Annotated in this window: 22 protein-coding genes and 5 tRNA genes; 8 read left to right on the top strand and 19 right to left on the bottom strand. The window is 71.0% G+C overall.

Annotated features, from left to right (window positions below; all coding sequences use genetic code 11):
• Window positions 1-98 precede the first annotated feature (98 nt).
• Window positions 99-1946 (top strand): HSP90 family protein, encoded by a 1848-nt coding sequence (locus C6Y14_RS40390; protein ID WP_107021921.1) that lies wholly within the window; start codon window positions 99-101, stop codon window positions 1944-1946.
• Window positions 1943-5089 (top strand): tetratricopeptide repeat protein, encoded by a 3147-nt coding sequence (locus C6Y14_RS40395; RefSeq protein WP_225891524.1) that lies wholly within the window; start codon window positions 1943-1945, stop codon window positions 5087-5089. Before C6Y14_RS40390 ends, C6Y14_RS40395 begins: the two co-directional genes overlap by 4 nt.
• A gap of 498 nt (window positions 5090-5587) precedes the next feature.
• On the opposite strand, the gene C6Y14_RS40400 is transcribed toward C6Y14_RS40395, so the two are convergent.
• Entirely contained in the window at window positions 5588-7390 is a 1803-nt protein-coding gene (locus C6Y14_RS40400; RefSeq protein WP_199855039.1) for a DAK2 domain-containing protein, read from the bottom strand.
• Between the two features lie 285 nt (window positions 7391-7675).
• Between C6Y14_RS40400 and rpmB the strand changes: the two genes are divergently transcribed.
• Window positions 7676-7861, top strand: coding sequence for a 50S ribosomal protein L28 (gene rpmB, locus C6Y14_RS40405; protein ID WP_107021922.1), 186 nt, complete (start codon window positions 7676-7678; stop codon window positions 7859-7861).
• 139 nt (window positions 7862-8000) lie between these two features.
• Here rpmB and thiD read toward each other — a convergent pair whose 3' ends face one another.
• Together thiD and C6Y14_RS40415 are read right to left on the bottom strand one after the other, a co-directional pair.
• Complete coding sequence (thiD, locus tag C6Y14_RS40410; RefSeq protein ID WP_107021923.1) at window positions 8001-8831, bottom strand: bifunctional hydroxymethylpyrimidine kinase/phosphomethylpyrimidine kinase; 831 nt, start codon at window positions 8829-8831, stop codon at window positions 8001-8003.
• Window positions 8828-9793, bottom strand: coding sequence for a thiamine-phosphate kinase (locus C6Y14_RS40415; RefSeq protein WP_107021924.1), 966 nt, complete (start codon window positions 9791-9793; stop codon window positions 8828-8830). The genes thiD and C6Y14_RS40415 overlap by 4 nt, the downstream gene beginning before the upstream one ends.
• A gap of 285 nt (window positions 9794-10078) precedes the next feature.
• Between C6Y14_RS40415 and C6Y14_RS40420 the strand changes: the two genes are divergently transcribed.
• Window positions 10079-10312: an Lrp/AsnC ligand binding domain-containing protein gene (locus C6Y14_RS40420; RefSeq protein WP_107021925.1), complete on the top strand. Its 234-nt coding sequence runs from the start codon at window positions 10079-10081 to the stop codon at window positions 10310-10312.
• Window positions 10313-10332: 20 nt separating this feature from the next.
• Entirely contained in the window at window positions 10333-10842 is a 510-nt protein-coding gene (locus C6Y14_RS40425) for a DUF3515 domain-containing protein (protein ID WP_107021926.1), read from the top strand.
• 226 nt (window positions 10843-11068) lie between these two features.
• On the opposite strand, the gene C6Y14_RS40430 is transcribed toward C6Y14_RS40425, so the two are convergent.
• The 3 genes from C6Y14_RS40430 to C6Y14_RS40440 are packed head-to-tail and all read right to left on the bottom strand — an operon-like array spanning window position 11069 to window position 14170.
• A complete protein-coding gene (locus C6Y14_RS40430; RefSeq protein WP_107021927.1) occupies window positions 11069-12226 on the bottom strand; it encodes a D-alanine--D-alanine ligase family protein in 1158 nt (385 codons plus the stop codon).
• Between the two features lie 58 nt (window positions 12227-12284).
• Window positions 12285-13304 carry an NAD(P)H-dependent glycerol-3-phosphate dehydrogenase gene (locus C6Y14_RS40435; RefSeq protein ID WP_107021928.1) on the bottom strand — a complete coding sequence of 340 codons (1020 nt, stop codon included), beginning with the start codon at window positions 13302-13304 and terminating at the stop codon, window positions 12285-12287.
• Window positions 13301-14170, bottom strand: a complete 870-nt coding sequence (locus tag C6Y14_RS40440) for a lysophospholipid acyltransferase family protein (protein WP_107021929.1) — start codon at window positions 14168-14170, stop codon at window positions 13301-13303. The genes C6Y14_RS40435 and C6Y14_RS40440 overlap by 4 nt, the downstream gene beginning before the upstream one ends.
• Window positions 14171-14314: 144 nt before the next feature.
• Between C6Y14_RS40440 and cofC the strand changes: the two genes are divergently transcribed.
• Both cofC and C6Y14_RS40450 read left to right on the top strand, forming a co-directional pair.
• On the top strand, window positions 14315-14947 hold the full coding sequence (gene cofC / locus C6Y14_RS40445; RefSeq protein WP_107021930.1) for a 2-phospho-L-lactate guanylyltransferase: 633 nt from the start codon (window positions 14315-14317) through the stop codon (window positions 14945-14947).
• Between the two features lie 210 nt (window positions 14948-15157).
• Entirely contained in the window at window positions 15158-15358 is a 201-nt protein-coding gene (locus C6Y14_RS40450) for a hypothetical protein (protein ID WP_107021931.1), read from the top strand.
• 84 nt (window positions 15359-15442) lie between these two features.
• Here C6Y14_RS40450 and C6Y14_RS40455 read toward each other — a convergent pair whose 3' ends face one another.
• The 4 genes from C6Y14_RS40455 to leuC all read right to left on the bottom strand — a co-directional run bounded on the left by C6Y14_RS40455 (window position 15443) and on the right by leuC (window position 18791).
• Entirely contained in the window at window positions 15443-16126 is a 684-nt protein-coding gene (locus C6Y14_RS40455; protein ID WP_107021932.1) for an HU family DNA-binding protein, read from the bottom strand.
• A 138-nt stretch (window positions 16127-16264) separates the two neighbouring features.
• Complete coding sequence (locus tag C6Y14_RS40460; RefSeq protein WP_107021933.1) at window positions 16265-16495, bottom strand: SCO5555 family protein; 231 nt, start codon at window positions 16493-16495, stop codon at window positions 16265-16267.
• Window positions 16496-16761: 266 nt separating this feature from the next.
• Window positions 16762-17355 (bottom strand): 3-isopropylmalate dehydratase small subunit, encoded by a 594-nt coding sequence (gene leuD / locus C6Y14_RS40465; protein ID WP_107021934.1) that lies wholly within the window; start codon window positions 17353-17355, stop codon window positions 16762-16764.
• A 2-nt stretch (window positions 17356-17357) separates the two neighbouring features.
• Window positions 17358-18791, bottom strand: a complete 1434-nt coding sequence (gene leuC, locus C6Y14_RS40470; RefSeq protein WP_107021935.1) for a 3-isopropylmalate dehydratase large subunit — start codon at window positions 18789-18791, stop codon at window positions 17358-17360.
• Window positions 18792-18981: 190 nt separating this feature from the next.
• Between leuC and ndgR the strand changes: the two genes are divergently transcribed.
• Window positions 18982-19698 (top strand): IclR family transcriptional regulator NdgR, encoded by a 717-nt coding sequence (ndgR, locus tag C6Y14_RS40475; RefSeq protein ID WP_107021936.1) that lies wholly within the window; start codon window positions 18982-18984, stop codon window positions 19696-19698.
• A gap of 164 nt (window positions 19699-19862) precedes the next feature.
• Here the strand turns inward: ndgR and C6Y14_RS40480 are convergent.
• From C6Y14_RS40480 to C6Y14_RS40520, 9 genes are all read right to left on the bottom strand, one after another.
• A tRNA-Glu gene (locus C6Y14_RS40480) sits at window positions 19863-19935 on the bottom strand.
• Window positions 19936-19955: 20 nt separating this feature from the next.
• Window positions 19956-20027, bottom strand: a tRNA-Gln gene (locus tag C6Y14_RS40485).
• 21 nt (window positions 20028-20048) lie between these two features.
• Window positions 20049-20121, bottom strand: a tRNA-Glu gene (locus tag C6Y14_RS40490).
• A gap of 62 nt (window positions 20122-20183) precedes the next feature.
• A tRNA-Glu gene (locus tag C6Y14_RS40495) sits at window positions 20184-20256 on the bottom strand.
• 42 nt (window positions 20257-20298) lie between these two features.
• Window positions 20299-20370, bottom strand: a tRNA-Gln gene (locus tag C6Y14_RS40500).
• A gap of 89 nt (window positions 20371-20459) precedes the next feature.
• Window positions 20460-21227 (bottom strand): HAD family hydrolase, encoded by a 768-nt coding sequence (locus tag C6Y14_RS40505; RefSeq protein WP_107021937.1) that lies wholly within the window; start codon window positions 21225-21227, stop codon window positions 20460-20462.
• Window positions 21228-21314: 87 nt separating this feature from the next.
• Complete coding sequence (gene gltX / locus C6Y14_RS40510; RefSeq protein WP_107021938.1) at window positions 21315-22799, bottom strand: glutamate--tRNA ligase; 1485 nt, start codon at window positions 22797-22799, stop codon at window positions 21315-21317.
• Window positions 22792-23580: a fumarylacetoacetate hydrolase family protein gene (locus tag C6Y14_RS40515; RefSeq protein WP_107021939.1), complete on the bottom strand. Its 789-nt coding sequence runs from the start codon at window positions 23578-23580 to the stop codon at window positions 22792-22794. The genes gltX and C6Y14_RS40515 overlap by 8 nt, the downstream gene beginning before the upstream one ends.
• A 124-nt stretch (window positions 23581-23704) precedes the next feature.
• The gene (locus C6Y14_RS40520) at window positions 23705-23893 is read right to left on the bottom strand and encodes a hypothetical protein (protein ID WP_199855040.1); all 189 of its coding nucleotides are present in this window, start codon (window positions 23891-23893) and stop codon (window positions 23705-23707) included.
• Window positions 23894-24299 lie beyond the last annotated feature (406 nt).

A 24299-nucleotide genomic window follows, 5' to 3' on the forward strand; every position in this document is an offset into this window, starting at 1 on the left:
GGCTCTAGGATGTGCGGCTCCGGCACTGTTCGCGGTCGCCTCGTCACGGGACCGCCCGACCCCGCGCCGTCGCACGTCCCCCCACCGGCGCAGCGACGATGGACTCCCAGATCCCACAGCCGTCTCAGGCACCCCAGTCATCCCAGTCACCTCATTCGTTCCAGGTCGACCTGCGCGGCCTCGTGGACCTTCTCTCCCACCACCTCTACTCCAGTCCCAAGGTCTATCTGCGCGAACTGCTGCAGAACGCCGTGGACGCGATCACCGCCCGGCGTGCCGAGCAGCCGGACGCGCCTGCCCAGGTGCGTCTGTTCGCCGAGGACGGCACCCTGCGCGTGGAGGACTCCGGGATCGGGCTCACCGAGGAGGACGTGCACAGCCTCCTCGCGACCATCGGCCGCAGTTCCAAGCGGGCGGACGGCCTGGAGTCGGCCCGTTCCGACTTCCTGGGCCAGTTCGGCATCGGCCTGCTCGCCTGCTTCGTGGTCGCCGAACGCATCCGGGTGGTCAGCCGCAGCGCGCGTACGCCCGACGCACCACCCGTGGAGTGGACGGCGAGCGACGACGGCTCGTACCGGGTCCGTACGCTGCCGCCCGAGGCCCGTGCCGAACCGGGCACCACCGTGTATCTGGAGGCCCGTCCGGGCGCCGCCGACTGGCTGGCCGAGGAGCGGGTGCTGTCGCTGGCCCGGGACTTCGGTTCGCTGCTGCCGTACGACGTCCGGGTGGGCGACGAGGCCGTGACGGATCTGCCGGCGCCCTGGGACCGCTCGTATCCCGGCCCCTCCGCCCGGCGGGTCGCCCTGGCCCGGCACTGCCACGACCTGTTCGGGTTCACCCCGCTGGACTCGATCGAGCTGAACGTGCCGCTGGCCGGGATCCGCGGAGTGGCGTACGTGCTGCCGTCCGCGGTCAGCCCCGCCCAGCGTGCCGGTCACCGCGTCCATCTGAAGGGCATGCTGCTCACCGAGCGGGCCGAACAGCTGCTGCCCGACTGGGCGTTCTTCGTGCGCTGCGTCCTGGACACGGACAGCCTGCGGCCCACCGCGTCGAGGGAGTCACTGTACGAGGACGAGACCCTGGCGGGCGTACGGGAGGCGCTGGGCGAGCGGATCCGGACCTGGCTGACGGGGCTCGCGGCCGGGGATCCGGAGCGCCTCGCCGCCTTCCTGTCCGTGCACCACCTGGGGGTGAAGTCCCTGGCGCGGCACGACGGCGAGATGCTGCGCACGATGCTGCCGTGGCTGCCGTTCGAGACGACCGACGGGCGGCTGTCCCTGGAGGAGTTCGCGCAGCGGCATCCGGTGGTGCACTTCACGCGGACCGTGGAGGAGTACCGGCAGGTCGCGCAGATCGCGTCCGCGCAGGGCGTGGGGGTCGTCAACGGCGGCTACACGTACGACACCGAACTGGTCGAGGCCCTGCCCTCCGTACGCCCGGGAACGGTCGTCGCGGAGCTGGACGCCGACACGGTGACCGCCCATCTGGACGCGGTCGACCCGGCGGTGGAGCTGGCCCTGTCGGCCTTCCTGGGGGCCGCGCGGGCGAAACTCGACCCCCTGGGGTGCGATGTCGTCCTGCGGGCCTTCCATCCGCTCTCCGTGCCGGCCCTGCACCTGGACGACCGGGCGGCCCGCCACGAGCAGGCCCGCGCGGACGCCGAGGAACAGGCCGACGACCTGTGGGCGGGCATCCTCGGCTCGCTGCGCGGCACCGCCCCGCGCGCGCGGCTGGTGCTCAACCACCTGAACCCGCTGATCCGGCGGATCAGTTCGCTCGACGACCGGGAGCTGATCGGCACGGCCACGGAGTCGCTCTACGGGCAGGCCCTGCTGATGGCCCAGCGACCACTGCGGCCCGCGGACTCGGCACTGCTGAACCGCGCCTTCATGGGCCTCCTGGAGTGGGCCACCCACAACGACCCCCCGGAGGAGGGCCACCGATGAGCGAGCCCATGGACATGGACATGGACAGGGGCAGGGGCAGGGACTTCGACGCGCTGCGCCGGGCGATGCAGGACAACTACGAGCAGCCGGAGGGCCCCGCCCGCAACGCGCGCGCGGAGCAGCTGCTCACCGAGGCCGAGAAGCTGAACATCCCGCTCGCGGTGATCGAGGCGCTCGGCCACCAGCTGAAGGTCTACAACTACAGCTCCGAGAAGGACCGGATGTTCGTCCCCTTCGCGCGTCTGCTGCGCATGTGGGACGAACGGCCCGAGGACTTCGACGAGTACGAGATCCACTCCCTGCACTGGGTCTTCAAGTGGGTGTCCTCGGGGATGCTCGGCCAGCCGCACATACCGCTCGCCTCCATCGAGAAGTGGCTCGGCGAGATGGAACACCGCTACCGGCTCGCCGGACACTCCGAACGAGCCGTGCGCGCCGCCGAGTTCACCGTGGCCCGGGAGGTCGGCGACCTGGGGCGGGCCGAGCGCGCGTACGCGGCGTGGCTCGCCGCGGACCGGGACGCCATGGCCGACTGCCACGCCTGCGAGTTGCACGACCAGGGCGGCTGGCGGGCGGAACGGGGCGCGGACGCCGAGGCGCTCGACCTGTGGCGGCCGGTCCTGGACGGCGAGTACACCTGCGCCCACGAACCGCACGCCGTTCTCGCGTCCTCGCTGCTGCCCCTGCTGCGCCTCGGCCGTACGGATGAGGCACGCGCCCACCACTTGCGCGGTTTCCGGCTGGTGCGCCCCATGGAGAGCATGCGCGGCGCGTACGCGGACCACGTGGAGTTCTGCGTGCTCAGCGGCAACGAGGCGCGTGCCCTGGAACTGCTGTCGGAGCGGCCCTCGTACTTCACGGACGGCGGGGAGCCGCGCAGCCGTATGGACTTCCTGGCCGTGGTCGCCCTGCTCGCGGACCGGCTGACCTCGCTCGGGCTCGGCGCCCAGACCGTGCCGGGTCCGGCGGGGCGCACCTGGACGGCGGCCGAACTCGGCGCCCACGCGCGCGTGGAGGCACTTTCGCTGGCCGGGCGCTTCGACGCGCGCAACGGCACGACACGGGTGAGCGAGCGGATCCGTCGGCGCATGGACCGGCAGCCGCTGGTGGAGCGCCTGCCGCTGGGGGTACGGGCAGCGGCGGTGACCGGCGTCGCCACCGCTCCCGTGCGGTCGGCGCCGGCTCCCGTCGCCGACGCGGGGCCGGAGCTGCCCGCGCTGCTCGCCGAGGCCCGGCGGCTCTCGGCGTCGCTGCATCCGGAATCCGTCGCGGCGTGGGCGGCGGTCGCCGAGGCCGTCGGAGCCGTGGAGGCCGCCGGGGCCGTCGAGGGCGCCGGGGAGCAGGAGCTGGCTCCTCGCGACCGGGCAGAGATGGTTGACCACCAGGCGATGGGGCTCGGCCCGGAGGGCGTGGAACTGTTCGCCCGCGCCGCCGAGTTGTACGAGGACGCGGGCGACCCGGGCGAGGCACTGGCGGCACGCGCGCGTGGAGCGTACGCGCTGGCCCTGTCCGGCCGGAGCGAGGAGGCACTGGCCGCCGTCTCGGAGCCGTACGAGCTGGTGCTCGCGCTCTTCGCGGAGGGGGCGACCGGGCTCCCGCAGGCCGCTTCCGTGCTGGTCGGGCGGGCCCGGATTCTGCTGCAGCAGGTGCACGAGGCGGCGGCGACGAACGGGGTGAACGGCGGCTCGGAGGGCGGATCGGGGGGCAGGTCGAAGGCTTCGGCCGCCGCCAGGAACGCTGCCCGGACCGCCGCCCGGGAACTGCTGGCCCTCGCCGGGCCGGGCGCCGGGGACGATCTCCTGGTCGCCTCGCGGGCCGCGGAGGCTCAGGCGATGCTCGGGGAGCTCGCGGCGCTCTCCGGAGACACGGAGAAGGCCGCCGAGCTGCTCACGGCGGCCTCGGAGGCGTTCGTCGCGGCCGGGGTGCCGTGGTTCGCGGTCGAGTACGAGGCCCGGCTGACCGGGCTCGCGCGCCGGCTGGGCGACGCCGGGGCGGCCGAGCGGGCGGCCAGGGCCGCGCTGGAGCACGGGGCGCCCTTCATGGAGGCGGTCGGGCATGCCCAGCTGCATCTCCAGCTGGCCGAGATCCTCGGCGCCACAGGGCGGTTCGGGCCGGCGGCGGACCACGCCCTGGAGGCGTCGCACTGGGCCGACGAGGGCGGCGAGAGTGCCACGTTCGGCGCCTGGGCGCGGCATCAGCTGGGCGGCTTCCTGCTGCGCCAGGAGCGGTGGGCGGAGGCCGCGGAGGTCCTGGAGTCGGCGCTGACGGAACTGAGCGCGGACACGCACGGCGACGAGGCGATCGTGCAGACCCGGTGGTGGCTCGGTGACTGTCTCACCGAGCTGGGTGGGCACCGCGAGGCCGCCGAGCACTGGCTCCGGGCGGCCGACCTCGCGCGGCGGTGGCCCGAGCAGCAGGACCACGCGACGCTCGCGCACCTCGCCGCGGAGGCGCTCGGGCACGCGGGGCAGCTTCCTGAGGCGGAGCTGGCCTATGAGCGTGCCGGGGATCTGTGGGCGGCCCTCGGAAACGTCCACGGGCTGGTCCGGTCGCTGCGGGCCCGCGCGTGGCTCGCTGTACGCGGGCGGGACGGCGGGGGCCTTGAAGGTGCCGGGGACGCCGAGGTGTCTGCGGGCGCGGGGGTCGATGTGGCGCGGGGGTTGATGGGACGGGCCGTCGGGGCGTGCGAGGCGGGTGTGACCGGTTCCGTGTCCGGGCCCGAGTCCGAGTCCGGGGACAGGGACGAGGACGGAGACGCGGGCAGGGAGGCTGCTCGTGGGTCACTGGTCGCCGAACTCGCCCATACGCACCGGCAGTTCGGCGACCTGGTTGCACGGTCCGTGCCCGAGGGTGCCGCGGACGACGCGATCCGTGCCGTGTTCGAGGAGGCGCTGGGGCATTACACGCTGGCCGCGTCGGGGTTTCTCTCGCTCGGTGAGGGTGCGCTCCATGACCGGACGGGGGCGCAGCTTGCCGCGGGGTGGCTGGAGGCGGATCTTGAGCGGCCGGGCGAGGCTGTTGGGCGGGCCCGAGCGGTCCTTGACGCCTACGCCCAGGCCGACGACAGCGCCGGCTCCGACGACGTCGGGGTGGCTCGGGTTGCTGAGGCGGAGCGGTTGTTGCGGGCTGCGGGAGGGGGCTGAGCGCCGGGCACCGGGTGCGGGTCCGCTGTGGCTGGTCGCGCAGTTCCCCGCGCCCCTGAGACGGGGCTTCGCCCCGGAGGGGTTGTGGGGTGGGTGCGGGAGCGTCGTGGCCGGCCGCGCCGTTCCCCGCGCCCCTTACGGGACCCGCCCGTTCGTCGCCGCGCTCACACCGTTCCCCGCATCCCGGAAAAGCGAGGGCAGCGACCGGCTTGCGCCCTGTAAGGGACGCGGGGAACTGCGCGACCAGCCCCCACCGGGCCCGCACCCGACAGGAGTCCGGGATTCGGGTGCTCCGGCAGCCTCGTGGCTAGGCGCACCGTTCCCCGCGCCCATGAAAGGCGAGGGCAGTGACCGGCTTGCGCCCTGTAAGGGGCGCGGGGAACTGCGCGGCCAGCCCCCACCGGGCCCGCACCCGACGGAGTCCGGGGTTCGGGTCGGTGCGGGAGCGTCGCGGCGCTCGCGCCGTTCCCCGCGCCCCTTACGGGGCTCAGGCGGCGGCTACTCCACGCCGATCAGTAGGAGGGCTCCCTGGTGGCCGCCCCGGTATACCACCGTGTCCACCGCCAGGTAGGACTCGCGGACCCTTGCTTCCAGGTGGTCGGCGATCGTCGGGGGCGCCTCGTCGCCCAGGACCAGGGTGACCATCTCGCCGCCCGCCGAGAGCATGCGGTTGAGGACCGACTCTGCGGTGGCCGTGATGTCGGAGCCGATCACGGCCACGTCGCCGTCGATGAGGCCGAGGACGTCGCCGGCCTGGCAGATGCCGGCCATGGTCCAGGACTGGCGTTCCGCGACCTCCACCTCGGCGTACCGGGTCGCGCCCGCCGCCGAGGTCATCGCGACCACGTCCTCGTCGAAGCGCCGCTCGGGCTCGTGCACGGCGAGCGCGGCGATCCCCTGCACCGCCGAGCGCGTGGGGATCAGCGCGACCCGTACGCCCTCGGTGCGGGCCTGTTCGGCCGCCGCGGCGGCCGTGTGGCGCAGCTCGGCGTCGTTCGGCAGCAGGACGACCTCCAGGGCGTGGGCCCGCCGTACCGCGTCCACGAGTTCTCCGCTGGCCGGCGGCTCCCCGGGGCGCGCGAGGACGGTGGTGGCCCCCGCCTCGGCGTAGAGCCGTGCGAGGCCCTCCCCGGGGACGACCGCCACGACCGCGCGCTGTGCCCTCTCCCGGACCGGCCGGACCGTCGAGCCCGTGGTGTGCGCGTCGGCGGGACCGAAGTGCGTGATCCGGATCCGGTGCGGCCGGCCGGCCTCGACGCCCGCCTCCACGGCCGCGCCGGCGTCGTCGACGTGCACGTGTACGTTCCACAGCCCGTCTCCGCCGACCACGACGAGCGAGTCCCCGAGCGCGTCGAGCCGGTCCCGCAGCCGCGCCACGGCCGTGTCGTCCGCCTCCAGGAGGTAGATCACCTCGAAGGCCGGGCCGCTCTCGTCGTCCCGGGCGGGTGCGGGGCCTGCGCCGGTACCGCCGTCGGCGCACTCCCCCGTCTCGGCCTGCACGCGCGCGTGGGGCGCGAGTACCGGGACCGCTCCCACGGCGGGGGCCGCTCCGGTGAACGTCTCCACCAGCGCCCCCAGCACGGCCACCAGTCCCCGTCCGCCCGCGTCGACCACTCCGGCCCGTTCCAGGACGGCCAGCTGCCCGGGGGTCGCCGCGAGCGCCGCCCGCGCGCCCTCGTACGCGGCCCGCGCGACCAGCGCGCAGTCCCCCTCGGCACCCGAGGCCGCGTCGGCGGCGGCCGAGGCGACCGTGAGGACCGTGCCCTCGACCGGATGCGCGACGGCCTGCCGGGCCGCGTCGGCCGCGTGCCGCAGGGCGAGCCGCAGGCCCGGACCGTCGGTCCGGGCCGTGCCCGTGTCGGCGGCGAGCACCTGCGCCATGCCCCGCAGGAGCTGCGCGAGGATCGTCCCCGAGTTGCCCCGGGCCCCGATGAGCGCGCCGTGCGCCATGGCCCGTACCGCGTCCGCGAGCGTGGGCGGCTCGATCACAGGCCCGTAGGAGACCGACCGGCCAGGCGCAGACCTCTCGGACGCAGCCCCCTCGGACACCGGCCCGCCGGATTCCGGCCCCTCGGGTGTGGTGCCGACCACGGACATCGCCGCGTGCGCCGCGAAGACCGCCTCGACCGCCGCGGCGGCCGACTCGACGGTCAGATAGAGGTTGGTGCCGGTGTCCCCGTCGGCGACGGGATAGACATTGATCGCGTCGATCTCCTCGCGCGCACGGCCGAGGGCCTCCAGCGCGAGTCCGCACCAGGCGCGTACCGCGGATGCGTCCAACGTCTGCGGCACCTGCGGCACCTGCGCCTCCTTGAGCAGCCGGTCTGAGCGGCCGGAGCGAGCGGCCGAACGTCCGACGCAGCGTAGACCCAGGTGGGGTGCCCGCCGGAAGAGGGCCGGACGAGGGCCGGGAGGGACCCCGCGCCGGACATGGTAGTTTCGTTGTACGGACGCAGTCGTTGTATGCTGCTCCGGTTGCCCGATCTCATCGGGCCTTCCCCCTGGCAGCGCCACTCAGATCCTACGATCCTGATCCCGGCATGCCGGGATCCACCGTAAGAGCATCTGAAGTCTTTGGAGTGACCCGTGGCTGCCAACTGCGACGTCTGTGGCAAGGGGCCGAGCTTCGGCAACAGCATCTCGCACTCGCACCGCCGTACGTCCCGTCGCTGGAACCCGAACATCCAGCGCGTCCGTACCGTGGTCAGCGGGACGCCGAAGCGCGTCAACGCTTGCACCTCGTGCATCAAGGCCGGCAAGGTCTCGCGCTGATCGCTCTGCAACAGCGCGCAGCCACTGCTGGTCCACCGCTCGAAGCCGGTCCCCCTCACGGAGGACCGGCTTTCTGCTGTTCCCTGGCCGCTCCGCGATGCGGCGGGCGGCCCGGCTGCCCGGTCGCCCTCAGCTGCTCTCAGCCGCGCTCGGTCACCGAGGTGAACCGCCAGCGGTGATCGACCGGGCCTATCCCGGCCCCGAGCGCGAATCCGGCCGCGATCGCCCCGGTGACGTACTCCTTCGCCGCCACGACCGCGTCCGGCACCGACAGCCCCTTCGCCAGCTCCGAGGCGATCGCGCTGGCGAGCGTGCACCCCGTGCCGTGGGTGTGCCGGTTGTCGAACCGGGGCGCGCGCAGCCACAGCTCGTCGGAGCCGTCGGTGAGGAAGTCCACCGCGTCCCCGCTCAGGTGACCGCCCTTGATCAGCGCCCAGCCGGGCCCGTAGGACAGCACGGCCTCCGCGGCCCGCCGCATCCCGTCCTCCGACTCGACCGTCACGCCCGTGAGCTGGGCCACCTCGTCGAGGTTCGGCGTCGCCACCGTGGCCACCGGGAGCAGCTTCGTCCGTACGGAGTCCAGGGCGGACGAGGCCAGCAGGGGGTCGCCGTGCTTGGAGACGCCGACCGGGTCGACCACGGCCGGTGCGTCGGTGCCGCCGATCAACTCGGCGACGGCCTCCACGAGTTCGGCGGATGAGAGCATGCCGGTCTTGACCGCCTGGACGCCGATGTCGTCGACCACGCTGCGGTACTGGGCGCGCACCGCCTCCACCGGCAGCTCCCAGGCGCCCTGCACGCCGAGGGAGTTCTGCGCGGTGACGGCGGTGAGCACGCTCATGCCGTGCACGCCGAGCGCGAGCATGGTCTTCAGGTCGGCCTGGATCCCGGCCCCGCCACCGGAGTCGGAACCCGCGACCGTCAGTACGCGCGGCGGGGTGCCCTGGGGAACATCCGGTGGCGCGCTCATGACTCGATGTCCCCGAAGTGGTCCCAGCCGCCCTTGCTGGTCCAGGGCGCCCCGTCGACCGTGACCTGGGGCAGCGCCGACGGGTTGAGGACCTCGCCGATGACCTTCCAGCGGGCGGGCAGTTTCACGTCCGGCGGGAAGGTGGCGACGATCGCGTGGTCCTCACCGCCGGTCAGCACCCACTGGATCGGGTCGACGCCGACGGCCTGCCCGATGTCGTTCATCTGCGTGGGGATGTCGACGGCTCCGGAGCGGATGTCGATGCGTACCTTGCTGGCCTCGGCGATGTGCCCGAGGTCGGCGATCAGCCCGTCGCTGACGTCCGTCATGGAGGTCGCGCCGAGCCCGGCCGCCGCGGGGCCGGCGTGGTACGGGGGTTCCGGGCGCCGGTGGGCCTCGACGAAGGCGCGCGGCGAGCGGAAGCCGCGGGAGAGCACGGCGTGCCCGGCCGCGGACCAGCCCAGCCAGCCCGTCACGGCCACCACGTCGCCGGGCCGGGCGCCGGCGCGGGTCACCGGCTCGTGGTTGCGCAGATCGCCGAGCGCGGTGATCGCCACGGTGATCGTGTCGCCGCGTACGACGTCGCCGCCGACCACGGCCGCGCCCGCGACCTGGCACTCGTCGCGCAGGCCGTCCATCAGCTCGGAGGGCCAGGTGGCGGGCAGTTCGGCCGGGACGACCAGGCCTAGGAGCAGTGCGGTCGGCACCGCGCCCATGGCGGCGATGTCCGCGAGGTTCTGCGCGGCGGCCTTGCGCCCGACGTCGTACGCCGTGGACCAGTCGCGCCGGAAGTGTCGCCCCTCCAGGAGGATGTCGGTGCTCGCCACGACCCTGCGGTCGGGGGCGGCCACCACGGCCGCGTCGTCACCCGGCCCGACGCGTACCGCCGGGGTGGTGGTGAGCCGGGAGGTGAGCTCCTTGATGAGCCCGAACTCCCCCAACTCGCCCACGGTTCCCTTCACCGAGTCTCACCTGTTCCCTTCGTGCCCATGAACCGGGTTGCCTTGTCTGCTTCTGTTGCCGCTCAGCTGCGCTTCTGTTCCCACGCCGGCCCGGTCGCGTCGCACGTCCGTCCGGTCGCGGGCCGTCCCGTACCTCGGTACCGTCGAGTCAACCGTCAACCTGTGCCGTCCGTGCACCCTGGCGCGCAAGCCCCCGCCCCCGCGGGTCTCCCCGTGGCGTGCGGCGACGCGATACCGTGGCGTTCCTTTTCCCCACATGATCCTCGTGGCCGCCCTGGAGGTTCCGTGGTACAGGCGTACATCCTGATCCAGACGGAGGTCGGCAAAGCGTCGACCGTCGCCGAGACGATCAGCAAGATTTCGGGGGTGATCCAGGCCGAGGACGTGACCGGGCCGTACGACGTGATCGTGCGGGCCCAGGCCGACACGGTGGACGAGCTCGGTCGCATGGTGGTCGCGCGAGTCCAGCAAGTGGACGGCATCACCCGCACCCTGACCTGCCCGGTCGTGCACCTGTAGCCCCCGTCTACGCTGGGCCGGTGGACTTCTTCCGTCACCGGCGTGCTTCTTTGGTCGGGCTGCCCGCCCTCGTTCTGCTGATCGCTGCCACAGGCTGCTCCTCAGCAGACGACAACGCCCCGGCCCCGGTTCCCAGTCCGGGGGCGAAGGCCGCCGAGTTGTGCCGGAACCTGGACAAGTCGTTGCCACGGAAGGTGGACGGCCTCGATCGGGAGGATCCCGAGCCCCGGTCAGCGCTGACCGCGGGCTGGGGAAGCCCGGCGATCATACTGCGCTGCGGGGTGTCGCGGCCCGCGAAGATGGTCGACCCCAAGGTGGCCGACGGGAGCGATCCCGACGCGATCGGGGGTGGCGTGAACGGGGTGGGGTGGCTGATGGAGGAGCGGGACGGTGGGGTGACCCGCTTCACCTCCGCTCAGCGGCGGGTGTACGTCGAGGTGACGGTGCCTTCGGGGCGGGACACGTCCGCTGTTCTTGTCGATCTGGCCGGGGCCATCAAGAAGGCGATTCCTTTGGGGATCGCGGATTGATGGCTTAGGCCTGAGCGTTGGCGGGTGCGTTGCCGGGCGCGGGTGCGTCGTGGTTGGCGTTGCGCAGTTCCCCGCGCCCCTGAAGGCATGGGCCCGGCGCCCATGAAGGCGAAGGCCCGGCCCGGCGCCGCCCGAAGAAGCGAAGCCGGTGCCCACGCGCTCAAAGCCGAAAGCCGTGCCCGCCCGCCCGAAAGCCGGAGTCGGCGCCCCCCTACGGCACAACCCCCTACCGCAAGCCCGTCGACCTGCGCAGGGCCGCCTGGATGAGGCGGTCCACCAGTTCCGGGTACGGGACTCCTGACGCTTCCCACATCTTGGGGTACATGGAGATCGGCGTGAAGCCGGGCATCGTGTTGATCTCGTTGATCACGAACTCGCCGTCCTCCGTGAGGAAGAAGTCCGCGCGGACCAGGCCCTCGCAGGACGCGGCCTCGAAGGCCTCGACGGCCAGACGCCGGATCTCCGCGGTCTGCTCGGGAGTCAGCGGCGCCGGCACGATACCGGGCGTCGAGTCGATGTACTTCGCCTCGAAGTCGTAGTACGCGTGCGACTGCACCGGCGGGATCTCGGCCGGTACGGACGCCCGGGGCCCGTCCTCGAACTCCAGGACCCCGCACTCGATCTCACGGCCGCGCAGCAGCGCCTCGACGAGGATCTTCGGGTCGTGGTGCTGGGCCGCCGCGATCGCCTCGTCGAGGCCGGACAGGTCCTCGACCTTGGTGATGCCGATCGACGACCCCGCGCGCGCGGGCTTCACGAAGAGCGGCCAGCCGTGCTCCCCCGCGAAGTCGATGATCTTCTTGCGGGCCGCCGACTCGTCCTGCTCCCACTCACGGGGCCGGATCACCACGTACGGACCGACGGGCAGCCCGAAGGAGGTGAACACCCGCTTCATGTACTCCTTGTCCTGGCCGACGGCCGAGGCGAGCACGCCCGAGCCGACGTACGGGACACCGGAGAGCTCCAGCAGACCCTGCAGGGTGCCGTCCTCGCCGTACGGACCGTGCAGCATCGGGAAGACGACGTCGACCTCGCCGAGCGCCTTAGGCACCGAACCCGGCTCGCTGTAGACCACTTCGCGGTCGGCGGGGTCGAGGGGCAGGATCACGCCGCCCTCGCTCGACTCGGCGAGCGACTCGACGTCGGGCGTACGACGCTCGGTGATCGTCATCCGTTCCGGGTCGTCGGCCGTGAGCACCCAGCGGCCTTCCCGGGTGATCCCGATCGGCAGGACGTCGTACTTGGTCCGGTCGACGGCCCGCAGGACGGCTCCGGCGGTGACCATGGAGATCCCGTGTTCGGAGCTGCGCCCGCCGAAGACGACGGCCACGCGCGGCTTGCGAGGCGGCTGCTCAGGGTTCTGGGGAAGGTTCTCGGTGCTCATATCGGGTTGAGAGTACCCGGTGGTACGGCTCCGAGTCAGCGGCCGGTGGCGGGGTCGCTCAGTGCCGTTCCGGCTTGGCGGTGCGTGACATCAGTTCCTTGACGGCGACCACCGGCGGCTTGCCCTCGTGGACGATCTCGACGACGGTCTCCGTGATGGGCATGTCGACTCCGTGCCGGCGCGCCAAGTCCAGTACGGACTCACAGGACTTGACGCCCTCGGCGGTCTGCTTGGTGACCGCGATGGTCTCCTGGAGGGTCATGCCCTTGCCGAGGTTCGTACCGAAGGTGTGGTTGCGCGAGAGCGGTGAGGAACAGGTCGCCACGAGGTCGCCCAGGCCCGCGAGTCCGGCGAACGTCAGCGGGTCGGCGCCCATCCTCAGCCCGAGCCGGGTCGTCTCCGCCAACCCCCGTGTGATGAGGGACCCCTTGGCGTTGTCGCCCAGGCCCATGCCGTCCGCGATGCCGACGGCGAGGCCGATGACGTTCTTGACCGCGCCGCCGAGCTCGCAGCCCACCACGTCGGTGTTGGTGTAGGGCCGGAAGTACGGCGTGTGGCAGACGGCCTGGAGCCGCTGGGCCACCCCTTCGTCGCTGCACGCGACCACGGCGGCGGCCGGCATCCGGGCGGCGATCTCCCGGGCCAGGTTGGGCCCCGTGACGACGGCGATCCGGTCGGCGCCGACCTTCGCGACGTCCTCGATCACCTCGCTCATCCGCATCGCGGAGCCCAGTTCGACGCCCTTCATGAGGGAGACGAGGACCGTGCCGGGCGCGAGCAGCGGCGCCCATTCGGCCAGGTTCTCGCGCAGGGTCTGCGAGGGCACGGCGAGCACCGTGAAGTCGGCTCCGCGGGCGGCCTCGGCGGCGTCGGTGGTGGCCCGCAGGTTCTCCGGGAGTTCGATGCCCGGCAGGTAGTCGGGGTTCGTGCGGGTGGAGTTGACCGCTTCGGCGATCTCGGCCCGCCGTCCCCACAGCGTCACGTCGCAGCCGGCGTCGGCGAGCACCATGCCGAAGGCGGTGCCCCACGATCCGGTCCCGAAGACGGTCGCCTTGACGGGCCTGCCGGATGTCGTCACTTGCCGTGCCTCTTTTCGTGCTCTGCCTCGGTCGTGTCCCGCACGCCTGCTTCCCGCGCGGTCTTCTCCTGCGCGGCCGGTCCCCGGCGCGCGGTCAGCTCGTCGTGGTCGTCGTGCGCTTCCTGCTCGTCCTGTTCCCGTGTCCTGCGCCGCTGCTCGATCCGCACCAGGCGCGGGTCGTACCGCGTGGCCGGCGCCTTCTCGCCGCGGATCAGCTCCAGCTGCGCGGTGATCGCGGCCATGATGACCTCGGTCGCCTCCTTGAGGAGGTCGGGGGTCATCTCCTTGCCGTAGAACCGCGAGAGGTCCACGGGCGGGCCCGCGAGTACGTGGTGCGTCTTGCGCGGGAAGAGGTCGGGCTTCTTCGCGTACGGGGCCAGGAGGTGGTTGGCGCCCCACTGGGCCACCGGGATCACCGGGCACCTGGTCTCCAGCGCGACCCGCGCGGCACCCGTCTTGCCGGTCATCGGCCACAGGTCGGGGTCACGGGTGAGGGTGGCCTCGGGATAGAAGGCGACGCAGTCCCCGCGCTCCACGGCGTCGATCGCGGCCCGGTAGGCGCTGAGCGCGTCGGAACTCTCGCGGTACACCGGGATCTGTCCGGTGCCGCGCATGGCCGCGCCGACGAATCCGCTCTTGAAAAGCCCGCTCTTGGCGAGGAAACGCGGAACCCGGCCGGTGTTGTACTGAAAGTGCCCGTACGCGAACGGATCGGCGTGAGAATTATGGTTCACCACGGTGATGAATCCGCCATCGGCAGGAATGTTCTCCATTCCGCGCCAGTCCCGCTTGATCAGAACCACCAGCGGCGGTTTGACGAGGACCGCTGAGAAGCGGTACCAGAAGCCGATTCTGCGGCGGGACACGCGAACACCTTCCTCTTGGGCCTTGGGGGCCGCACAAGTGTCACCCCGGGCCGCCGGTCTGTCGAGAACACCGTACGCCCCGGCCTCGGCCCCTCTCCGGTGCGCGGGGGACAATGGGCCGGACAAGGGAGGGACGAAACGCTCGTGCAATGGATCATGGTCGTACCCCTCAAAGCCCTTGCGCGGGCGAAGAGCAGGCTCTCGGACACCGCGGCCGACGGTCTGCGCCCCGGGCTCGCCCTCGCCTTCGCACAGGACACGGTGGCCGCGGCGCTGGCCTGCCCGGAAGTCGCGGGTGTGGCCGTAGTCACGGGCGACGCGCTTGCCGGACGCGAATTGGCGGCCCTGGGTGCCCGGATCGTCCCGGACGAACCCGGGGGCGGCCTGAACACCGCCCTGCGGCACGCGGAGGCGGTCGTGCGCACCGCGAACCCGCACACCGCGCTGGCCGCGCTGAACGCGGATCTGCCCGCTCTGCGCCCTCTCGAATTGGCCCGGGTCCTCACCGCCGCCGCTGAATTCCCCCGTGCTTTCCTCGCGGACGCAGCAGGAATCGGCACCACTCTCCTGGCCGCGTCCCCGGGCCATGAATTGCTTCCCGCTTTCGGAACGGATTCCCGCGCGCGCCATCGCGCCTCGGGCGCCGAGGAACTCCTGCTGACCGCGGTGGATTCCGTACGCCAGGACGTGGACACGGGCGCGGACCTGCAAGCGGCATTGACCCTGGGCACGGGCCCCCGCACGACAGCGGCAGCCCAACACCTCAAAGCAGCCTGACCCCCGACGGCCGCCCCCAAGGGGCGCCCTTCAGGGGCGCGAGGAACTGCGCGACAAGCCCCCACCGAACCCGCACGTACCCACCACGCCGGACACCCCAAAGGGGCGCGGGGAACGGCGCGACAAGCCCCCACCGGGCCGGCACGTACCCACCGACCCCAACCACAGATGCCCCACCCCCCGGCAAGGGGAACCGCATACCCTGCTGCCATGCAGGCGACCGCGTACACATACGACCCAGAAACCCGCACCGGCCAGGTACTCCTGGACGACGGCACCCCCGTCCCCTTCGACGCCCCGGCCTTCGACAAGGGCGGCCTCAGACTGCTCCGTCCGGGCCAGCGCGTACGGATCGAGGTCGAAGGCGAGGACAACCACCACATCACCCTGGTGACCCTGCAGACCTTCTGAGGCAACCCAAAGCATCCGCAAACGCCGCGGGCCGGGCTCCCCCATGGGAGCCCGGCCCGGCGCGTGTATGCCCTGCGCCCCTGTCTACCTGCGGGCGGTGGCCTTCTTGGCGGTGGTGGTCGTACGGGCCGCCGACTTCTTGGCCGGCGCCTTCTTGGCCGCGGCCTTCTTCGCGGGGGCCTTCTTCGCCGCCGCCTTCTTCGCGGTGGTCTTCTTGGCCGCCGCCGAGGTCTTCTTCGCGGTCGCCGACGTCTTCTTGGCGGTCGCCTTCTTGGCCGTGGCGGTGGTCTTCTTCGCAGCTGCGGACGAGGTCTTCTTCGCCGCGGTCGCCTTCCGGGTCGTCGCAGCGGCCGTGGTCTTCTTCGCGGCCCCCGTCGCCTTCCTGGCGGTGGTGGCCTTCTTGGCCGCGGCCTTCTTGACCGTGGCGGAGGCGCCACCGCTCAGGCTGCCCTTGGGGGCCTTCTTGACCGCCACGTCGTTCTTGGGGAGCTTCTTCGAGCCGCTCACCAGGTCCTTGAAGCCCTGGCCCGCGCGGAAACGGGGCACGGAGGTCTTCTTGACCCGAACCCGCTCTCCGGTCTGCGGGTTGCGGGCGTAACGGGCCGGACGGTCCACCTTCTCGAAGGAACCGAAGCCGGTGACCGAGACCCGGTCCCCGCCGACAACTGCACGCACCACGGCGTCCAGTACGGCGTCGACCGCGTCAGCGGCCTGCTGACGCCCGCCGACCTTGTCGGCAATCGCTTCTACGAGCTGCGCCTTGTTCACGTCTTCCCCTTCGGAGACATTGCCAGAACGAAAGTGTTCAAGCTTTTTCGCACGTTAGGCAGATATATACCGCAAATCAAACACGAAACGGGCTAATCACCCTTGTGCCGCAACGAACTGGGGCGCCGCCCAAGTTCCTCAGCGTTCCTCTTCGGGGATTCGGCCCTCGTCGAGGTCCGTCGTGAACCGCTCCAGACGCCTTGTCGCATCGGCGAGATCGTGTTTGGCCACGGCCGTAATGACCAGCAGCTTCCGGGTCAGCGCCATCCGTACGCCCTCCGGGACTTGCAGTGCGCGCACCGATGTGTGCGCTTCCTTGAGTTGGGACGCGACTGCCGCATAGAGGTCGAGTTGGCCGTCGTGTTCCATGCACAGATTGTGCCATCTGGGGCGAGTTGTCGCCTGCGCAGGGGGTAACTACCGCCTCCCGAAGGCCTCCGGCGCACCTGCCCACAAGGCTCTGCCGGGTTTCGGCTACCCCATCAAAGGCCCCGCAAACAAGGGTAGTTGAGGCCAATCACAAAGGCCGGAACACCCCTTCCGGAGGCAGACACGGATGTACCCCCAACCGTCCACGATTGGGGGTACAGAGGCTTGTTGCCTGGCTGGAATCAGCCGTGCGGGTCCGGCTCCGGTCAGACCTGAACGGTCCGCGGCTTGTAGGAGGGCCGCTTGGCCTCGTACGTGGAGATGTCCGCCTCGTTCTGCAGGGTGATGGAGATGTCGTCCAGCCCGTTCAGCAGCCGCCAGCGGGCGTTCTCGTCGAGTTCGAAGGCGGCCGTGATGCCCTCGGCGCGCACCTCACGGGCCTCCAGGTCGACCGTGATCTCGGCCTGCGGGTCCTTCTCGGTGAGCTCCCAGAGCGCGTCCACGATCTTCTGCTCCAGAACCACTGTGAGCAGGCCGTTCTTCAGAGAGTTGCCGCGGAAGATGTCCGCGAAGCGCGAGGAGATGACCGTCTTGAAGCCGTAGTTCTGCAGCGCCCAGACGGCGTGTTCGCGCGAGGATCCGGTGCCGAAGTCGGGGCCCGCGACCAGGACCGTGGCGCCCGCGCGCTCGGGCTGGTTGAGGATGAAGGACGCGTCCTTGCGCCAAGCCTCGAAGAGCCCGTCCTCGAAGCCGTCCCTGGTCACCTTCTTGAGCCAGTGGGCGGGGATGATCTGGTCGGTGTCCACGTTGCTGCGGCGCAGCGGGACCGCCCGGCCGGTGTGCTTGGTGAATGCTTCCATGGCTATCGGACTCCAGCGGGCGTACGGGCATCGGCTTCGGACAGGTCGGCGGGGGACGCCAGATGGCCCAGTACGGCCGTGGCGGCGGCGACCTGCGGCGACACCAGGTGCGTACGGCCGCCCTTGCCCTGCCTGCCCTCGAAGTTGCGGTTGGAGGTGGACGCGGAGCGCTCACCGGGGGCCAGCTGGTCGGGGTTCATGCCCAGACACATCGAGCAGCCCGCGTGCCGCCATTCGGCGCCGGCCTCCTTGAAGACCAGGTCGAGGCCCTCGGAGACGGCCTGCAGTCCGACGCGCGCGGAGCCGGGGACGACCAGCATGCGTACGCCGTCGGCGACTTTGCGGCCTCCGACGATCTCCGCGGCGGCCCGCAGGTCCTCGATACGGCCGTTGGTGCACGAACCTACGAAGACGGTGTCGACCCTGATGTCCCGCAGCGGCTGTCCGGCGGTCAACCCCATGTACTCCAGGGCCTTTTCGGCGGCGTACCGCTCCGAAGCGTCTTCGTACGAAGCAGGATCGGGGACGGCGGCCGAAAGCGGTGCTCCCTGGCCGGGGTTGGTGCCCCAGGTGACGAACGGCGCGAGGGAGGCGGCGTCGATGACGACCTCCGCGTCGAATTCCGCGTCGTCGTCCGACTTCAGGGTCTTCCAGTACGCGACGGCGGCGTCCCAGTCCTCGCCCTGGGGGGCGTGGGCGCGGCCCTCGATGTACGCGAAGGTGGTCTCGTCCGGGGCGATCATGCCCGCGCGGGCGCCGGCCTCGATCGACATGTTGCAGATGGTCATGCGGGCCTCCATCGAGAGTTTCTCGATGGCGGAGCCGCGGTATTCCAGGATGTAGCCCTGGCCGCCGCCCGTTCCGATCTTGGTGATGATCGCCAGGATCAGGTCCTTGGCCGTGACGTCCTCGGGCAGTTCGCCGTCGACCGTGATGGCCATGGTCTTCGGGCGGGCCAGCGGCAGCGTCTGGGTGGCCAGCACGTGCTCGACCTGGGAGGTGCCGATGCCGAAGGCCAGCGCGCCGAACGCGCCGTGCGTGGAGGTGTGGGAGTCGCCGCACACGACCGTGGTGCCGGGCTGGGTCAGGCCCAGCTGCGGGCCGACGACGTGGACGACACCCTGCTCGACGTCGCCCAGCGAGTGCAGGCGCACGCCGAAGTCGGCGCAGTTCTTGCGCAGCGTCTCCAGCTGGGCCCGGGAGACCGGGTCCGCGATGGGCTTGTCGATGTCGAGGGTGGGGGTGTTGTGGTCCTCGGTGGCGATGGTGAGGTCGAGCCGGCGCACGGGGCGCCCCGCCTGACGGAGGCCGTCGAAGGCCTGGGGGCTGGTCACCTCGTGCAGCAGGTGCAGATCGATGAAGAGAAGGTCGGGCTCGCCCTCCGCGCGCCGGACGACGTGGTCGTCCCAGACCTTCTCCGCGAGTGTCCTACCCATCGCTTTCCCTCCGGCCGGCCTGTGTGGCGCCGGCCCAACTAGAGATTTCCGGGGCGGCGGGCGCCCGTACCCCCCGTACCGGACGTCTTCCGCCAGGCCCGTCGGTCCACGGGCCGTGTATGTATCAGGGTGGCGCGTTCCACGGAAAATTGAACTTGCGTTTCACAGAGTGAGACGCGAGTATCGTTTCATGGACAACAGTAGCGGCGTCGGCGTTCTGGACAAGGCAGCCCTTGTCCTGAGCGCACTGGAGTCCGGTCCGGCCACCCTCGCGGGACTGGTCGCGGCGACCGGACTGGCACGGCCCACGGCACATCGCCTCGCCGTGGCACTTGAACACCACCGGATGGTGGCGCGTGACATGCAGGGCCGTTTCATTCTCGGCCCCCGGCTGGCCGAGCTGGCAGCGGCGGCGGGCGAGGACCGCCTCCTCGCGACGGCGGGCCCGGTGCTCACGCATCTGCGCGACATCACGGGCGAGAGCGCCCAGCTCTACCGCCGCCAGGGCGACATGCGCATCTGCGTCGCCGCGGCGGAGCGTCTGTCGGGCCTCAGGGACACGGTCCCGGTCGGCTCGACGCTCACGATGAAGGCCGGTTCCTCGGCCCAGATCCTGATGGCCTGGGAGGAGCCGGAGCGCCTGCACCGCGGCCTCCAGGGCGCCCGCTTCACGGCGACGGCCCTGTCGGGCGTACGGCGCCGGGGCTGGGCCCAGTCGATCGGCGAGCGGGAGCCGGGCGTCGCGTCCGTCTCCGCGCCGGTGCGCGGGCCCTCGAACCGCGTGGTCGCCGCCGTCTCGGTGTCGGGCCCGATCGAGCGGCTGACGCGCCACCCGGGCCGGATGCACGCCCAGGCGATCATCGACGCGGCCGCGCGTCTGTCCGAGGCCCTGCGCCGCACCAGCTGAATCCCCGCCCTGTCGACTCCCCCGGCCGATCGCTTCAACGCCGCAGCGAACGGCCAGGGTTGACGCCCTCAGCTGATGCCTCACCTGCTGTCCCTCACCCGCTGTCCTCCGGGCGCGCAGCACGAAAGAAGCCCTCCCCAGTTGAGGAGGGCTTCTTCTCTCTGTACCCCCGACCGGATTCGAACCGGCGCTACTGCCGTGAGAGGGCAGCGTGCTAGGCCGCTACACAACGGGGGCGAGGACCACAAGTGATCCAGCTGGGCTACCAGGACTCGAACCTAGAACAACGGAACCAGAAACCGTCGTGTTGCCAATTACACCATAGCCCAATAGTGGTCTACACCACTCTGTACCCCCGACCGGATTCGAACCGGCGCTACTGCCGTGAGAGGGCAGCGTGCTAGGCCGCTACACAACGGGGGCCCTAGCGATCCTGCATGAGAGTCAGCGGGTGCGACCCGGACTGACCCCCTGGGAAGGATCTGTACCCCCGACCGGATTCGAACCGGCGCTACCGCCTTGAGAGGGCGGCGTGCTAGGCCGCTACACAACGGGGGCCTTGCAGAGCTGGTCTCTGCTTGTGCAGATAAGCTCTGCGAGCTGGCCTACCAGGACTCGAACCTAGACTAACGGAACCAGAAACCGTCGTGCTGCCAATTACACCATAGGCCACTGAAACTCAACCCCATGGGGATTTTGTTTTAGCTTGCGCCTCCGGTCTCCGGCCTTTCGGCCCGCACTCCGGCGGCGCAGGAAGAACATTACCTGAAGGTGGACGGCGCTCCAAAACGGGTATCGGGCCGGAGGATCCCGGGGAGTTCGGCCAGCGAGACGATCCGGCGCGGGTGGGAGAGCCGATCCGCGGGCGGGCCCGGTGCGGTGTCCGGAGCGGGGGGTGTGACCGCGCTCATGCCCGTGCGGTCGATCCAGACGGAGAACAGGCCGGCGTCGGCCGCGCCCCGCCCGTCGATCTCCGGGTGGTCACCGACGTACGCGACCTCCTGCGGTGGCAGGTCCAGAGCCTCGCAGGCCGTGTGGAAGGCCTCGGCCGCGGGTTTGGAGACGCCCAGTTCGGCCGCGCACAGCACCGATTCGAAGCGGTCCCGTACGCCGAGGACGCGCAGTTTGTGGTCCTGGACACGCAGGCTGGAGTTGGAGAGCACCGCGTGCCGGTGGCTTCCCGCGAGAAGGTCGAGGACGGGCAGGACGTCCGGGAACAACGCCCAGGCCCCTTCGTAGTGACCGAGGTAACGGCCGAACCAGCCCTCCGCCTCCGTGTCGGTCAGGGGCCTGCCCAGAAACGCCCGCACCCGGTCCCGGCGCCCGCCCTCCCAGTCCACCTCGCCGGCCGCGAACCGCGCCCACTGCTCGTCGGTGAGCTCGCGCCAGCGGTCCAGGGCCTGCTCCACGGACCCGAATCCGTCGAGCAGGCCCTCGGCGGTCAAGTGCCCGCGCATACCGGCCCTGTCGGCCGTGGTGTAGTCGAAGAGGGTGTCGTCCACGTCCCACAGCACGGCTCGGATCGTCATGGTCCGACGGTACCTCCGGCGCGGTTCCCGGTGGACGCGGGAAGGGGCGGCATCCCGTACGGATGCCGCCCCTTCCCCGTGTATCGCCTACGCGGTCAGCTTCGCCAGGGCCGCGTCGATGCGCGCCAGCGACTTCTCCTTGCCCAGGATCTCCAGGGACTCGAAGAGGGGCAGGCCGATCGTGCGGCCGGTGACGGCGACACGGACCGGGGCCTGCGCCTTGCCCAGCTTCAGGCCGTGCGCCTCACCGGCGGCCAGCACGGCCTCCTTGAGGGACTCGGCGGAGGCCCAGTCCGCGGCCTCCAGCTTCTCGCGGGCCGTCGCGAGGAGAGCGTCCGAGCCGTCCTTCATGGCCTTCGTCCAGGACGCCTCGTCGACGGCAGGCTCCGGCAGGAACAGGAAGTCGACGTTGTCGGTGATCTCGGAGAGCACCTTCAGGCGGGTCTGCGCGTGCGGGGCGATCGCGTCCCACTTGGCCGGGTCGAAGTCCTCCGGCGCCCAGGGCGCGAAGGGGGCCTTCAGCCAGGGGGCGCAGCGCTCGGCGAACTCCTTGACGTCCAGCAGGCGGATGTGGTCCGCGTTGATGGCCTCGGCCTTCTTGAGGTCGAAGCGTGCCGGGTTGGGGTTCACGTCCGAGACGTCGAAGGCGGCGACCATCTCCTCGACGGAGAAGATGTCGCGGTCCGCCGAGAGCGACCAGCCCAGCAGGGACAGGTAGTTCAGCAGCCCCTCCGGGAGGAAGCCGCGCTCGCGGTAGAGGTTCAGCGAGGACTCGGGGTCACGCTTGGAGAGCTTCTTGTTGCCCTCGCCCATCACATAGGGGAGGTGGCCGAAGGCCGGGGTCTCCTTGGCGATGCCCAGTTCGGTCAGCGCCTTGTAGAGGGCGATCTGCCGCGGGGTGGAGGAGAGCAGGTCCTCGCCGCGCAGGACGTGGGTGATCTCCATCAGGGCGTCGTCGACCGGGTTGACCAGCGTGTAGAGCGGGGCGCCGTTGGCCCGGACGATGCCGTAGTCCGGCACGTTCTCCGGGAGGTAGGTGATCTCGCCGCGGACCAGGTCCGTGAAGATGATCGGCTCGTCGGGCATCCGGAAGCGGACGATGGGCGTGCGCCCCTCCGCCTCGTACGCGCTCTTCTGCTCGGCACTCAGGTCGCGGCAGTGGCCGTCGTAGCCGGACGGCTTGCCCGCGGCGCGGGCGGCGTCGCGGCGGGCGTCCAGCTCGGGGGTCGAGCAGTAGCAGTGGTAGGCGCGGCCGGCGTCCAGCAGCTTCCGGGCGACGTCCTTGTAGAGGTCCATGCGCTGCGACTGGCGGTACGGCGCGTGGGGGCCGCCGATCTCGGGGCCCTCGTCCCAGTCGAAGCCCAGCCAGCGCAGCGAGTCCAGGAGCTGCTCGTACGACTCCTCGGAGTCGCGGGCCGCGTCGGTGTCCTCGATACGGAAGACGAACGTGCCGCCGGTGTGGCGGGCGTACGCCCAGTTGAAGAGGGCCGTGCGGACCAGGCCCACGTGGGGGTTGCCGGTCGGGGAGGGACAGAAACGTACTCGGACGGCGGGGTCGGATGCGCTAGCCACGCTTGACAACCTTGTTGGTGAGAGTGCCGATGCCTTCGATGGTGACGGCGACCTCGTCGCCGGCACTGAGGGGGCCGACCCCGGCGGGGGTGCCCGTGAGGATGACGTCGCCGGGGAGCAGCGTCATGGCCTCGGTGATGTTGACGATCAGATCCTCGATGGAGTGGATCATCTCGCTGGTGCGGCCCAGCTGGCGCTGTTGGCCGTTGACCGTGCACTGGATGGTGAGGTCGGACGGGTCGAGGTCCGTCTCCACCCAGGGGCCCAGCGGGCAGGAGGAGTCGAAGCCCTTGGCCCTGGCCCACTGCTTCTCGCGCCGCTGGACGTCACGTGCGGTGACGTCGTTGGCGCAGGTGTAGCCGAGGATCACGTCCTTGACACGTTCGCGCGGGACCTCACGGCACATCCGGCCGATGACCACGGCCAGCTCGGCCTCGTGGTGCAGTTCCTCGGTGAAGGAGGGGTACGCGATCTCGTCGCCGGAGCCGATCACCGAGGTGGAGGGCTTGAAGAAGGCGAACGGGGCGTCGGGCACCTCGCCGCCCATCTCCTTGGCGTGGTCCGCGTAGTTGCGGCCGAAGGCCACGACCTTGTTCGGGAGCACGGGCGGCAGGAGGCGGACCTTGCTCAGCGGGACCTTGGTCCCGGAGAGCTCGAAGTCGGCGAACGGGATGCCCTTGATGATGTCGAGCACGAGGCCGTCGGTCGATCCAGGAGGGCTCTCGCCCTCGACCGCACCGAACGCGACGTTGCCGTCGATGGAGAACCTGGCGATGCGCACGGTGTCCTTGCGCCCCTCACTGAGCTGGCCGGAGTCTGATGCTCCAGGCTAACGCGGCAAGGGGCGGCCGCCTCGCGCATTACGGGCCGGGCCCACTGGGCTGTGGCCCGCCGGGGTGGGGTGACTACTCGGTGACGCCCGCCGCGACCGGGACGTCCATGAGGATCGTGCGGCGGGGGTTGGCGGTCTGCGCGGGGAGCTCGACGGCGTGCCCCTCCTGCTCCGGCGTGCGCAGCTCCTCGGCGTCGTCGAGGTGCGCGAGGGTGGTGCGCCGCGGGTTGGCTATGTTGAGGAAGGTCATCGTCGTCTTCATCTGGGGTTACAGGCCCTGTTCCTTGGAGGCGCCGGCGGGTTCGGGAACCGTCGCGTAGGCGCGGGTTGTCGGATTTGCCATCCCTGTAAAGCGTCAGGCTAAACATGCGCTTCCCTGTCGAAGCCGTGAAGACTCCGTGATCGCCGTGTGAGTTTCCTCACTTACTGCTGGGCATTTGGGTCAATTGGGACCCGCATCCCCAGGCCATCAAACGGACATTGCGCCACGGAAGACATCATTCCGCTCCTGATCATGGCGACTGGGACACCCCTCGCCCACGAAGGTCTCGTCCCTAAGTGTCCGATATGGACGAGGTCACTTTCTACGTCTCGTGACGCTGCCCTCACAACGCGTCACGGAGGTCACAGCATGGCTCATGGGCCTTGTTGGAGATCCGGCACTGTGC

Origin of the sequence: Streptomyces dioscori (genome assembly GCF_003024195.1) — a bacterium.
Classification (GTDB): Bacteria; Actinomycetota; Actinomycetes; order Streptomycetales; family Streptomycetaceae; genus Streptomyces; species Streptomyces dioscori.